15 protein-coding genes are annotated in these 13,187 nt (G+C 42.3%); 4 read left to right on the forward strand and 11 right to left on the reverse strand.

Annotation, left to right across the window (positions count from 1 at the left end; all coding sequences use genetic code 11):
* The first annotated feature begins 106 nt into the window (after positions 1–106).
* Positions 107–412 (forward strand): DUF3243 domain-containing protein, encoded by a 306-nt coding sequence (locus LCL89_RS04980; protein WP_197315821.1) that lies wholly within the window; start codon positions 107–109, stop codon positions 410–412.
* Between the two features lie 58 nt (positions 413–470).
* Here the strand turns inward: LCL89_RS04980 and LCL89_RS04985 are convergent, their stop codons facing one another.
* Positions 471–1,814: a dihydrolipoyl dehydrogenase family protein gene (locus LCL89_RS04985; protein WP_224808226.1), complete on the reverse strand. Its 1,344-nt coding sequence runs from the start codon at positions 1,812–1,814 to the stop codon at positions 471–473.
* A gap of 207 nt (positions 1,815–2,021) precedes the next feature.
* On the opposite strand from LCL89_RS04985, the gene LCL89_RS04990 reads away from it, so the two are divergent.
* Both LCL89_RS04990 and LCL89_RS04995 read left to right on the forward strand, forming a co-directional pair.
* On the forward strand, positions 2,022–2,930 hold the full coding sequence (locus LCL89_RS04990; RefSeq protein WP_224808228.1) for a metallophosphoesterase: 909 nt from the start codon (positions 2,022–2,024) through the stop codon (positions 2,928–2,930).
* 88 nt (positions 2,931–3,018) lie between these two features.
* Positions 3,019–4,776 carry a choice-of-anchor I family protein gene (locus tag LCL89_RS04995; protein WP_224808230.1) on the forward strand — a complete coding sequence of 586 codons (1,758 nt, stop codon included), beginning with the start codon at positions 3,019–3,021 and terminating at the stop codon, positions 4,774–4,776.
* A gap of 50 nt (positions 4,777–4,826) precedes the next feature.
* Here LCL89_RS04995 and LCL89_RS05000 read toward each other — a convergent pair whose 3' ends face one another.
* Positions 4,827–4,973, reverse strand: a complete 147-nt coding sequence (locus LCL89_RS05000) for a hypothetical protein (RefSeq protein ID WP_197315818.1) — start codon at positions 4,971–4,973, stop codon at positions 4,827–4,829.
* A gap of 279 nt (positions 4,974–5,252) precedes the next feature.
* On the opposite strand from LCL89_RS05000, the gene LCL89_RS05005 reads away from it, so the two are divergent.
* Positions 5,253–5,870, forward strand: a complete 618-nt coding sequence (locus LCL89_RS05005; protein ID WP_206760628.1) for an acetate uptake transporter — start codon at positions 5,253–5,255, stop codon at positions 5,868–5,870.
* A 240-nt stretch (positions 5,871–6,110) separates the two neighbouring features.
* On the opposite strand, the gene LCL89_RS05010 is transcribed toward LCL89_RS05005, so the two are convergent.
* The 9 genes from LCL89_RS05010 to LCL89_RS05050 form a co-directional block, all read right to left on the reverse strand.
* Positions 6,111–7,034 (reverse strand): type II secretion system F family protein, encoded by a 924-nt coding sequence (locus tag LCL89_RS05010; RefSeq protein ID WP_224808232.1) that lies wholly within the window; start codon positions 7,032–7,034, stop codon positions 6,111–6,113.
* A 12-nt stretch (positions 7,035–7,046) separates the two neighbouring features.
* Complete coding sequence (locus LCL89_RS05015) at positions 7,047–8,009, reverse strand: type II secretion system F family protein (protein ID WP_224808234.1); 963 nt, start codon at positions 8,007–8,009, stop codon at positions 7,047–7,049.
* Complete coding sequence (locus tag LCL89_RS05020) at positions 8,010–9,431, reverse strand: CpaF family protein (RefSeq protein WP_224808235.1); 1,422 nt, start codon at positions 9,429–9,431, stop codon at positions 8,010–8,012.
* Positions 9,428–10,279 (reverse strand): AAA family ATPase, encoded by an 852-nt coding sequence (locus LCL89_RS05025; RefSeq protein WP_224808246.1) that lies wholly within the window; start codon positions 10,277–10,279, stop codon positions 9,428–9,430. Before LCL89_RS05025 ends, LCL89_RS05020 begins: the two co-directional genes overlap by 4 nt.
* Before the next feature lie 11 nt (positions 10,280–10,290).
* Complete coding sequence (cpaB, locus tag LCL89_RS05030; protein WP_224808247.1) at positions 10,291–10,998, reverse strand: Flp pilus assembly protein CpaB; 708 nt, start codon at positions 10,996–10,998, stop codon at positions 10,291–10,293.
* A gap of 5 nt (positions 10,999–11,003) precedes the next feature.
* The gene (locus LCL89_RS05035; RefSeq protein ID WP_224808249.1) at positions 11,004–11,924 is read right to left on the reverse strand and encodes a TadE/TadG family type IV pilus assembly protein; all 921 of its coding nucleotides are present in this window, start codon (positions 11,922–11,924) and stop codon (positions 11,004–11,006) included.
* Position 11,925: 1 nt separating this feature from the next.
* The gene (locus LCL89_RS05040) at positions 11,926–12,309 is read right to left on the reverse strand and encodes a TadE/TadG family type IV pilus assembly protein (protein WP_224808251.1); all 384 of its coding nucleotides are present in this window, start codon (positions 12,307–12,309) and stop codon (positions 11,926–11,928) included.
* Positions 12,303–12,827, reverse strand: coding sequence for an A24 family peptidase (locus LCL89_RS05045; protein ID WP_224808253.1), 525 nt, complete (start codon positions 12,825–12,827; stop codon positions 12,303–12,305). The genes LCL89_RS05040 and LCL89_RS05045 overlap by 7 nt, the downstream gene beginning before the upstream one ends.
* Before the next feature lie 179 nt (positions 12,828–13,006).
* Positions 13,007–13,183 (reverse strand): Flp family type IVb pilin, encoded by a 177-nt coding sequence (locus tag LCL89_RS05050; RefSeq protein WP_224808262.1) that lies wholly within the window; start codon positions 13,181–13,183, stop codon positions 13,007–13,009.
* Positions 13,184–13,187: the final 4 nt, after the last annotated feature.

A 13,187-nucleotide genomic window follows, 5' to 3' on the forward strand; every position in this document is an offset into this window, starting at 1 on the left:
AATGAAAGACCTGCCAAGCAACTTCCATATTATCTTTCATTTTTATGTTTGCTGATTCCCATTAAGTGGTAAATGCCTTTTAAGACCAATTAAAGGAGTGGATATAATGGAAAATAAAGACCCGAAACAAGCAGCTGCGAACATGCAGGAAGATAAAAAAGAGGAAATTATGCAAAGCTTCCAGACATTCAAGGACTATTTAGGTGACCAGGTCCATAAAGGTGAAAAACTCGGTTTAGGTGAAGAAGGCCTTACAAAAGGAGCGAAGCGTGTAGCTGATTATTTAGCAAAGCACGAAGAGCCGAGAAACCGCGAAGAAAAAGTTCTTAATGAAATTTGGAATGTATCTAACAAAGAAGAGCGTGAACACATCGCTCATGCGCTTGTAAAACTTGCTGATCAAACGAATTAAATCTACTAAAAACCAAGTTCTTATTAGAACTTGGTTTTTATTTTAATCAAATACTTTCTTACAACATGTGCCCTATATCCGACGCAGCCGTCGGATATGCGAACAACGTTTTCTTCAATTCTTTTATAGGAATATTGAAGCGTATGGCAGTTGCAAAATGATTGATGAGCTCATCTGCTTCATTACTGATCAAGTGCGCGCCGACAATTTGATCCAATTCCTCATCGATCAAAATTTTATAAGCTGCCGTTTGTTCATTGGTCCTTCTATACGTAAACCAATCCCTCGTTTCTGTAAAATCCACACTAACCTTCCGGCCGGATTGGTCTATTTCATTTTCATTCATACCTACTGATGCCAGTTTAGGGACGGTGAACACGACTGAAGGTGTTTCCTGGAACTCCAACCGCTTTTTATTCCCTTTCAACATGTTGGAGGCGACGATATGAGATTCAGTACTTGCAACTGGAGTGAGTGGCGGCCCCTCTGTTGCTGCTGCATCGCCTGCCGCATAAATGTGAGGATTGCTGATACTCTGTAAATAATCATTGACTACAATCCCCTTTTCATTTGCTTCAATACCGGCTTTTTCTAAATCCATATCCAAAGCCGGGACTCTTCCTGCTCCATGCACGACAAGATCTGTTTCAAAAGAAACCATTTCACCTTTATGCTCAGCGTGCAAGTGGAATACGCTATTTTCATTGTCCAATGACTTCAATTCGTGATTGAGGTGGATGTGGATCCCGATCTCTTTAGATTTTTCCACCAGCATCTCGACCAGATCCGGGTCGAAGTTTTTCAAAGGTTGTGAACCTCTCTGAATAATGTGAACTTCAGACCCTGCTCTTGCAGCAATATGAGCAAATTCAAAGGAAATATATCCGCCACCAACAAAAACAATCCGATTTGGTAATTCTTCTAATTCTAAGAAATCATCACTATAAGTCAAATGTTCACTGCCTTCGATAGGCAATGGAGCTGGCTTCGCTCCCGTAGCAATTAAAATTTTACTACCCACAAGGTCCTCACCTTCGACATTTATGCTGTTTTCACCAGTAAAGAAAGCTTTTCCGTGATAAGTATCAATCCCCTGCTCGTTTAAGGATGACTCTTTTTCCTCCGGTATACCTTCTGTGAATGTACGCTTGAATTGCATGAGATCTTTCCATTGGATAGAGGATTTTGAATTGATTCCTTTCCCTTCCATACGATTGTTCCAGTCAATCAGTTCGGCTGCCCCTACCAATACTTTCTTCGGGTCACACCCTCTCAAGGCACAAGTGCCGCCAAACGGACGATGATCGATCATGGCGACGCTCCACCCTGCCTTTTCACACTTCGCAGCGGCTACAGACCCAGCGGACCCCGAACCTATGACAATCAAATCATATCGTTTCATTCCAAGCCTCCTTTTTCATCATTCTCTTACCTTCATTCCTTTACAAACAAAGTTATAAACGCACGTGTCTGCAGACTGATCCGCTCAATTCCATAAATACTCACTTATCCAGAATGCAGTTTAATTTCTTTCATTGATATTACGTTAAAACTATGTACTTACCGGGTACACTCCTTGAACAGTTAAACTTAAAAGGAGAGTTATTTAATGAAGAAGATAATAAAGAAAATCGGTATTTTCACAGCACTGCTTCTATCCATAGTGTTGATCTGGGGTCTGATCGAACCTTATTTGATCAATGTGCAAGAAGAGGAAGCTGAAATTCAAAACCTTCCACCCCAGTGGGAAGGGGAAAAAATAGCGGTCATCGGTGATTTTCAAGTAGGGATGTGGATGGACAACGAATCAATCCTCCCTAGAGTCGTCGAAAAGATCATAGAAAAAGACCCGGCATCCGTACTGATCACAGGAGATTATATTTATCATCCAACTAAAGGAAACAGTGAAGAAATGGAGACGGTAATCGATGGATTGCGCCCTCTCACAGAAGCAAATATTCCTGTATATGCTGTGCTTGGCAACCATGACTATGCCATGAGTAAAAAAACGAGTGACCCGAATGAAAAGAAAGCTCAACAGGTAGCTTCTCAACTGCAATCAATCGGAGTAGAAATTCTGCATAACGAAACCACGCCTTTAGAAAAAGGCAACGATACCGAAAGCAGCGCCGAAGACAAGTTATACTTGACGGGTGTCGGCGCATTCTGGCCGGAAAAAACGAATGTTTCAAAAGCAATAGATATCCCACCTCAACATGCGCCGAGAATTGTGCTTATGCACAACCCTGAAGTATTCGCCAAACTGCCTGCAGGAAGTGCGCCTCTTGCGGTGGCGGGTCATACACACGGCGGCCAAATCAGTGTACCATTCACTCCCCAATGGTCTTATAAAGATTTACTGGCAAAGGATGAGTCCCATGTGGATGGATGGATTGATGATGAGTATGGAGAGAGAGGAAATCAACTTTATGTGAATCGAGGTTTAGGATTAAGTGTACTACCTCTCCGGGTTCTTAATATGCCGGAAATCACTATGTTCAAACTTACCTCTTCTTGATTTTTTACTAAGATTTAACAAAAAAACAAAAGCATCCTAACAGACTTCCTTCATCATAGAATTGGAAATGATGAAGGAGGTATACATAATGAACAAAAAGAAAGTTTTAGTCCCGGCACTTTTGGCTATGATCGCTGCGCCAACCACATCTTTGGCAGCGGAGGATGTCAACAAATACCCTGAGTACTCAAATGGAGATAATCTCACCATCTCTGTCCACGGTCGTTATGACAGCGGCGCTGGTCTGGATGAAGGCGGTGCTGAAATTCTGGATTACGATTCCAATACTCAACGAGTTTTCGTTGTAAACGGTGCTGATCAGTCCCTGGATATATTAACTATCGGAAAAGGCGAAGGCAAGGGCTTGAAGTTACATAAAAAAATCATGCTTTCGAACATAGATTTAGGTACATTCCAACCAGGAGATTTGACCAGTGTATCAGTCCACCCGACCGAGCCCTATGTAGCCGTGGCCATTCCTAACAAACAAAAAACCGATAATGGGGTCATTGCGTTCTTCACTACAGATGGAGACTTCATCGATTATGAAAAAGCGGGCGCACTGCCTGACATGGTCACATTCACACCTGATGGAAACCAGCTTTTGGTCGCGAATGAAGGGGAACCTGATGACACTTACTCTACCGACCCCGAAGGCAGCATAACTCTCATGGATGTCAGTAAGGGATTGAAAAACAGAATGGTCGATACCATTGATTTCACGTCGTTGACCGAGGAACAAATCGATGAAGATGTCCGTATCTACAGTCCAGGTGCTTCCCATGCGGAAGACTTCGAACCTGAATACATACAAGTGACACCCGATGGGAAAAAGGCTTACGTTTCACTACAAGAAAATAATGCAGTAGCGGAACTGGATTTGGTAGATAAAGAGGTGACCCACATCCATGGCTTAGGATTCAAAGATCATTCCCTGGAAGGTAATGGGATTGACGCTTCCAATACATCAAGCTCTATCAACATCCAACCTGCTCCGGTTTTAGGGATGCACCAGCCGGATGGGATCGCGTTATTCTCGATGGAGGGTGAAAATTATGTATTGACTCCCAATGAAGGAGACGCGCGAGACTATGACGGATTCTCAGAAGAGGTGCGCATCAAAGATTTGATCGCTGACCCTGATCGGGATATTCATTTAGATGCCAGTTACTACGAAGGATACTCACAAAAAGAGCTGGACCAGATGGTGGAAGATGGATTATGGAACGATGACCAGTTGGGAAGGTTGAAAGTTACATCAACAATGGGACAGTCGAAAGACGGAAGCTACCAGGCCTTATACAGCTATGGGAGCCGATCTTTCTCCGTGTATGAAACAGATGATTTCAGCCGAATCTATGACAGCGGAAATGAATTTGAAAACGTAACTTCAGAAATGCTTCCTGAACACTTCAATGCGAGTAATGATACCAACGAAAAGAAAGACAGAAGTGATGATAAAGGCCCTGAACCAGAAACAGCGACCACGGGCGTCATCAATGGTAAAACATACGCGTTTATCGGCTTGGAGCGTCAGTGCGGAATCATGGTTTACAATGTAGACGAGCCTGAACAGCCGAAGTTCGTCACTTACTTCACGACCCGGGACTTTTCCGCTGAAGATGGGTCAGTAAAAGGGGACAGCGGACCTGAAGGGTTGAAATTCATTGCTGGAGATCAAAGCCCTACCGGCAAACCTCTATTACTCGTTTCTCACGAAGTAACTGGTACGACAGTCGCTTATGAATTATCTGAGTCCTTTCCCTTCGCAAGTTTTGAACCTGCACAAGGACTGTTTTCTACCTTCCAATCATATTTGAAAAAAAATGTGTTCAAACACCAATAACTCAGTCAAACAATTAAGGCCCCATCATCGGATGGGGCCTTAAACTGTTTTTACACAAGATGGATGTTGATAATTTTGGAGTTCGGGTGTTTCTTCAGGAACATCTGTTTCGCTTTTTGACGGTGGGAGGAATAAATGGTCACATGCCTGACCACACCACTCTTTTCTTGATGATAAATGATATACCTTTCAATCATAGAAATCCCCTTCTTTTTCTGAGATACAAATGACTCTCTATATTAATCAGGATATTAACAGTAAGAAAAAGAGCTTGGGTTTTTCGCTCAACAATCTACTATAATCTAACGAAATATCCATTTTTAATTAATATGTCCACATCACTATCCCTTCATACACCTATGCTTTTCAGTCTTCCATATGAAATTGTGAAAGTTTCGCTTACATACAATTTTCTATTGCATGACCACCTTTCCATGAGGTAAGTTAGACAAGTATGTTTTTTAGGAGGTATCATCATGAATCAAACGCAAACGACTCAAAAAATTCAAATGACATCTGCTGACCCTTCCGCTTTCGGGTTGTTCGGATTGGCAATGGTCACACTTGTAGCATCATCAGCAAAGCTCGGATGGACTGATGGCGTATCCTTCGTTCTCCCATGGGCGATTTTTCTCGGAGGATTTGCTCAATTAATCGCTAGTGTATTAGATGCAAAACATAACAATACGTTCGGAACGACTGCATTCGGAGCTTTCGGATTATTCTGGTTAGGCGTAGGAACTTCTTGGTTGATCCAGTACGGGGTCTTCGGAGAAGCTGCTGCTGCCGCTGCTGATCCAAAACAGCTGGGCATCGCCTTCATCGGATACTTGATATTCAGTATTTTCATGACCATCGGCGCTATGGAAACCCACAAAGTATTGTTCATCATTTTTGTACTTATCGATTTCCTATTTATTGGACTGACATTCTCTACATTGGGAATTGCAGAAGAAGCGATGCACCAATTTGCGGCGATCTCTGAATTCTTGATTGCGATCTTCAGTTTCTATGGTTCAGCTGCAAGCGTCTTGAACACGCATTTCGGAAAGGTCACTCTGCCGGTCGGAAAAGCGTTCGGCGTATTCAAATAAATGACTGCAAAAAAAGCTGGATCCTGATTTAAGGATCCAGCTTTTTAAATTGGCTCTGTTAAAGGCTGGTGTTGATATTTTCTGTTTTAAAAAAGAATTGAATTCAGTGCAGAGTCGTCGGGGAAGGGGCCGCGCACCTAGAGAGTCTCAAAACGAATAAATCAACACTAAACTTAACAGAGTCTTTCAGTTAAAAATCAAGTTAGTAATAAATGTTGATTTTACTTATTCCACAGGAATCTATCGGCCAGAAAAAGTAGATATGAATTGAATAAGAGCCGGGCCTAATAAAACGATGAATAAACTCGGAAAGATGAAGAGAACAAGAGGAAAAAGCATTTTGATCGGAGCTTTCATAGCCGCTTCTTCCGCTCTTTGTTTTCGCTGATCCCTTACTTCTGCAGACTGGACACGCAACACTTGCACAATCCCTACCCCTAGCTTCTCCGCCTGGATGATACTGCTGATAAAAGACTTGATTTCATCGGATAAAATCCTCTCTCGAATACCAGACAGCGCTTCCCGTCTTGTTTTCCCAAGCCTGATTTCTTCCAGACACCTTCTGAATTCATACGATAATACACCGTGTTTTTTCATAACCACTTTGCTGATGGCCCCATCAAATCCCAACCCTGCTTCTAAACTGACTGTCAATAAATCTAAAAAGTCAGGCAGTTCTTTCAAGGCGTTCTTACTCCGGATTTGTGCTTTCTTTTTCAAATAATAGTGAGGTAGATAATGTGCAAGAGCAACTCCAGCTACTATTAATAGTGCTAATAATAAAGACTGCAAGCCAAGTAATACACCATAGACAGTGGTAGCGACCGGAATGAGTAAAAATAAGCCCACCTGGATGATTCTAAAGTCCACCGCCGTCATCCCAAATGGATTGCCTGCTTTCAATAATTTAACATCTAATTTTTCCGCTTTTTCCGTTGATAACTTTCTTTGAAAAACTCTTTTCAGCTGCTTGAACAAGGCTGAAAAAATTCCACCGAGAGGATGAGCTCCCTTTGATTCGTTAAGAGCTGACTCCAAGGTGGAGGCCATTTCACCCTCACCCATAAACACAGTTGATAAACGCTTGTTTATTCGGGAACGCTTTTCAGCCTGATAAACGACTAAACCATAAACAAGTAAAGTGATGAAGAAAAAAAATGTCATATAAATCACTGCTTACACCTCAATCGTTGTGAGCTTTCGAATCAAGAAGAAACCGATACTGCCGGAGATAGCACCTGCGATAAGCAGCGCAATCCCGACAGGATGCGTGAACAACGTTCCGATATACTCAGGCTCTATAGCAAAAAGAACCAGAGCGAGTATAATCGGAAGTAATCCGATGACAATGCCGGATAATCTACCTTGAGCCGTTAATGTTTTTATCTGCCTTTGGATTTTCGTCCGTTCGCGAATCGTATCCATGATTTTCTCGAGCACAGTCGCTAAATTCCCGCCGACCTGCCTCTGTATTAAAATTGCCTGGATCATAAGGTCCAAATCTTCACTGGGCATTCGATCATATAGGCGGTGTAAGGACTCTTCCATACTGCTTCCGTATTTCATTTCCCTCAGTACCGTCTCCATTTCATCTTTGATGGGATTATGCGATTCATCTACGACCGTTTTCAAAGCCTGCGGAAAACTGAATCCTGCTCTCAAAGCCCCGACAATGGTAGAAAGCATATCCGGAAGGCCTTCATTGAATTTTTGATAACGAACCTTCTGTTTATTCAAAAGATACCATTTCGGAAATAGAAGCCCTAAGATCGCTCCGACGAAAACGAACAATAACTGACCGGTAACCAGATAAAACAATCCTCCACCCATACAGATCGAAAGCCATTGCAGGAGGACGTATTCTTCAGGCTTCAAAGCCATACCGGCACGACTTAGAGACTTTTCAAGCTTTGAGTTTTTTTCTTTGGTCAGCATTCTGTCTTTAATGTTTTTTTGAGCCAACTGGATCTGCAGGGCCAACGTGAACTTCTTCCGATCAAACCCTTTCTTTTCGTCTTGATCCAAGTACCTCTCCAATCTTTTTTTCATCCGTTTATCTGAAAAAAAGATCATTTGAAAAAGAGCCGAAAAAAATAAAAAGGTGGAAAATAGAATCATTGCGAGCAGAAACCACTTCATTTACCATTCCTCCTCGACAAAGACACTTGCCGGAATGTGTATTCCTGAAGTCTCAAGCTTGTCATAAAATTTTGGCCGGACCCCGGTCGGAATGAGTTTACCGAAAATCTTTCCTTCTTCGGAAATCCCGGTTTGCTGGAAGGTGAAAATGTCCTGTAGAACGATGACATCCCCTTCAAGCCCCTGGACTTCCGTGATGCTGACAATTTTTCTCGAACCGTCTTTCAAACGGGACTGTTGGATAATGAGGTCGATCGCTCCGGAAATTTGTTCTCGGATCGCTTTCACAGGCAGATCCACTCCCGCTAAGAGGACCATTGTTTCCAACCGGGAAAGCATATCGCGCGGACTGTTGGAGTGCCCGGTGGCGAGAGATCCGTCGTGTCCGGTATTCATCGCCTGCAGCATATCCAATGCTTCGGCACCACGCACCTCACCGATGACGATCCTGTCAGGCCTCATCCTCAAGGAGTTACGTACCAAGTCCCGGATGGTGATGGAACCTTTTCCTTCAATATTCGGCGGACGGGACTCTAAAGATACGACATGGTCCTGCCCCAATTGTAATTCGGCTGCATCCTCAATCGTGACGATCCGCTCGTCATCCGGGATGAAATTCGATAAAACATTGAGTGTCGTCGTTTTTCCAGAGCCTGTCCCCCCACTGACGAAAATATTCAATCGGGCTTTTACACACGCTTCAATAAACACGGCCATCTCTTCACTCAGCGTACCGAACTCCACCAGGTTTTCAACTGTAAAAGGATCTTTAGAAAATTTCCTTATTGTAAGAGTGGGGCCATTCAGAGCTAATGGCGGGATAATGGCATTTACGCGCGACCCGTCCGGTAAGCGGGCATCTACCATAGGGCTGCTTTCGTCGATACGCCTCCCTAAGGGAGACACAATCTTTTCAATGATACTCATTACGTGTTCATCATCCCGAAACGTGATACGAGTCAATTTCAGCTTCCCGTTCTGCTCACAATAGACGTGATCCGGTCCATTGACCATCACCTCAGATACATTTTCATCGAGAAGTAACGGGTTGATAGGTCCGAAGCCAGTCAAGTCGTTGATCAACTCGTCTACGATCCTCTTTCTGTCTATACGACCGCGGAAGGCTTCGTCTTCCTTGATGATCTCCATAGCCATTCCATCAATTTTCGGAATGATTTCTTCAACGTCTTGATTTTCCTTCATTTCTTTCAATATTTTTTTATGAAGGATGGACTTCAGTTCCTGGTGTTTATCCACTTTCCGTTCCTCTGGTTTTACAGTTTCTTTAGGTCGTCCTTCACGGAAAGCTGCAATCAAATCCTTCTTCGGTGGTTCTGGATGTTCGATCAACGATTGACCCTCCAAAACCTCTTCCACTCTCTCTTCAGGTGACGCTTCTTTGATTCGTTTTAAAAGACTCATTCATAAGACCCTCCCTTCCCTAACTTGAACCCGAGTAATTTGGAGAGCACATTAGGATTCTTTTCTTTTATGAATGAGATTTCTCTTCTTGAGGTCAATTGTTCAGCCATCCGGAAAAAGGATTTGGCTATATCCGTCTTACCTTGGTTGATTACAAAAGGGATCCCTATATTCAAAGACTGCGAGGCGACCTGAAAATTATTCGGAATATAGAAAGGGTCCTCAATATTCAATATATCTTTCACATCATTTGCTCCGATCACACTTTCCATATCAGCCCGGTTGATGACCAGCTGTACTTTATGACTCAAACCTAATACCTCCAGTGTTTCGATCAGTAACTTCGTGTTTTTCAAGGTGGCCATTTCTAAATTGGTGACAATCAGGATCTGGTCTGCTTTTTCTATCAAATCAATCGTGTGTTCCTGTAACCCCACTCCCGTATCGACTACAAGATAGTCCAATTGCTGAAGGAGAAGATCAATGACTCGATTGACACGTTCTTTGGTAACCAAATCGGCGTATTCCGGACGTTCGGGAGCAGGTAATACTTTCACACCTGATTCATGGGAACATAAATAATTCCCAAGAGAAAACTCATCGATGTTTTCAATCTCTTCCATGACATCTTTCATACTGAAGGTCGATTGAAGATCCAGGGCGAGACCGATATCTCCAAATTGAAAATCTCCATCCAGGATGCCCACTTTGATATTTTTCTTAAAGAGAGAGATGGCTAGATTCACCGTTAATGTAGTCCTTCCAACCCCACCCTTCGCACTACATACGGCTATCATTTCACCTCTTTTTCTTTTTGAAGGTTGGTGGTGCATCGTTTCGCCTGTCATCTTAATCCCCCTTACTCTTTGCTGTCAGACCCCTTGTCCTCATTTTCACCTTTGTTGATTCTCGAGTGGACAGTCAGATGTATATTTCCTTTCTCAGATGCTTCGACCAATTTGACCGCATCAGCAGGTTTGAGTTCCAATGTGACGGATGTATATTCTACATACTCTTCCTGATCACTCTTCACCTCACTCATCCGCCTTCCGATCGCAAGGACTGTGACGTCAGATAAGATTTGCTTGGAATTAACTTTTTCTTTACTTTCAACAAGTTCCTTTTCTGAAGCTATGACATCGACGACATCTTCAGGTTCAATCAAGTTCGAAACAGACCTGACCAGATCAACGCCTATGGATACCCCTCGATAGCCTTCTTTGACTTTTCTTGATACAAATAACTGCTCTTCTTTTGAATCCTTGATACGATGAAGCAATAAAGGTTCATCTGTTTCAATCGCAGCTGTCGCATATTTCCCATCCACTTCCTCCAAAGACTTCACAACTTGAGAATGAAGTCCCTTTGTAGGTAGTTGAACCACCTTCAGCTTGTCGGAAGAGATACGTTCATTTTCCAGAATCGTTGAACTCGCTACGACAACTTCAGTAGTGTTTTCGTTGATAGCTTTTGCTGTATCAAACTGTTTCATATAATTAAAGAATAGAAACGTAGTGACTATGCCCATGATCAAGGCTAAGAACAAAATGATCTTGGATCTCATCATTCCACCTACTTCGTCAGTCTTATGTTGTACGCACCTTTATCTACTGCACTTTCATCAGCAGATCCAGGTCCTGCCAGCTTAATAAACTTACCAGAAACCGATGTATCCTTAGAATTGAAAGGGTCGGTTATGTAAAAATAGGCAAAGCCTTTAACCATAACCTCTTTCAATTGATTGGACCGACGGTTATGTTCACTATATACAGGGATAAGCACGACTCTGGAGCAATTTTTTGCCGTTACTTTATTCATGTTTTCAGCACAACCGTTGACCCTTTCTTGAACGACTTTCTTTGTTTTTCCAGCAATGTTACCCGTTTGTGTTTCGAAGATATCCCCTATCTTCACTTCTTCTTGATAGCCATATCTGAAGTTTTCTTCATATCTGTCAGCTCCAGGGCCACCCAAGGCTAAAATGCCAAAATTACCATACTCCACACCTTTCGAATCCACTTTCAAGCTATATTTTTTCCCATATACCAGATTTACGTTCTCATCTATTCCTAAAGGAACAATTCCGACAGCTTTCCCTAACGTCCCTAATTCCGCAGCCGCTTCAGCATAGACATTTACAGTTTCAATTCCTAATAAAGATGAAAAAGCCAACTTCACTGGTTTATTGACACCTACCCTCAATTCTTTTTCAGGAATAACTGATAAAATCTCTTTTTGTATGTTGGAATCATGGAGTAACAAGACTTCGTCTACGACTTGACTTATTTTCTCTTGATCATAAGTTAATTCCTGGGCTCCAGATAGAACTGCTGCATTCACCGATTTTTGCAAATGACTCTTAGTCATGAATAACATCCCGCCATCTATAGCAGCCCCTGCGATAGTCAGTAATACCATCAAAGAAAGAGTTGCCAGAACAAGAGCATTTCCTTTTTCTTCATGTAGAAACTTTCTACCTTTCACTTTCTTCACCTCATTCTACCCTTATCGTAGAATCCGTTTGAATCTGTAACGGACTTGTGAATATTTGATCAGCAAAAGGGGTCACGGGTTTGAATGGGTAGGACAACTGGACGCTTACATATTCTCCGGATTCCCTACCTGCTTCCTCTGGAGAAATATCAACAGCTAAAGAAGAAGAATCCTGAAATGAAACATAATTTCTGGCAAACTGCCTCATTTCAGCATCGCCTTCCCCAAGTCCCCCCAGCCGAACGGTTTCCTGTGCAGCTAAGTGCATATGGGAATAGAAATAAATCAAACGTCCGACATCCACAATTCCGACAAGAAGTAAAAGGAGGACAGGTAAAACAAGGGCCATTTCAACAAGCGATTGCCCAGACTCATCTTTTACCATGGGAAGGCAGCTCCTTTCGTGAACAATGTCACAAATGCTCCACCTACAATGGCGACTCCGTAAGGATAAGTAGCTGTTAAATCACTACGATCAATACTAAGCGGAACCTTCACTCCGTGTATCAAACTGATGAAAGAGTAAAAAATGCTTTTCAGCCTGACCACCGCACCTTTTCTGAAAAGCAAAATAAGTATAGCTAATATTCCACCGAGTAACGCCATGTAAAAAGCAGTGATCAATACAAAGGACACACCTTTGATCGCCCCTATAACTGACAAAAGTTTGACATCTCCGGCTCCCATTCCTCCCATCAAATAAGGAATGATTAACAGGCCTAACCCAATAAAAAAGCCACTTAGAGAACCTAATAGACCGGGAAAGCCATTCGTTATTACGTGCAGCAGGAAAGTGACCCCTAGAGTTGGAAAGGTGACGAAATTATATATTTTCCTAGACTTCAAGTCTGTGCCTGCACAAATAAGTAATACGAGAATCAATAAAATGTCTAGTGTAGTCAAAATGGATCCCTCACCAATTTGTTTTAAAAAAGCCCTACGTATGTCTACGTAAGGCTTTGTGGACTATTATCGTCTTATTGAAAAAGACTTTGCCTCCCATATTTAAAAGATGCCTTAGGAAAGCTCTAATTTGAAAAAGTTAAAAATGAATGATTACGAAATTCAGTTATTATATTTTTCTACTTTTCGCGATTCGTTACTGAAGTCTTTACACTCTCAAACATGCTCAAAATTTCTTCTCGAAGTGTTGCCAAAACACCAACGACAGCAACAGCGATGATTCCCAAAACTAACCCGTACTCTGTCATACCCTGTCCCTGCTCTTCCACTACTAAACCTTTTAACTTATCTACCATATTT

This window comes from Halobacillus yeomjeoni, assembly GCF_020171525.1.
Taxonomy (GTDB): domain Bacteria; phylum Bacillota; class Bacilli; order Bacillales; family Halobacillaceae; genus Halobacillus; species Halobacillus yeomjeoni.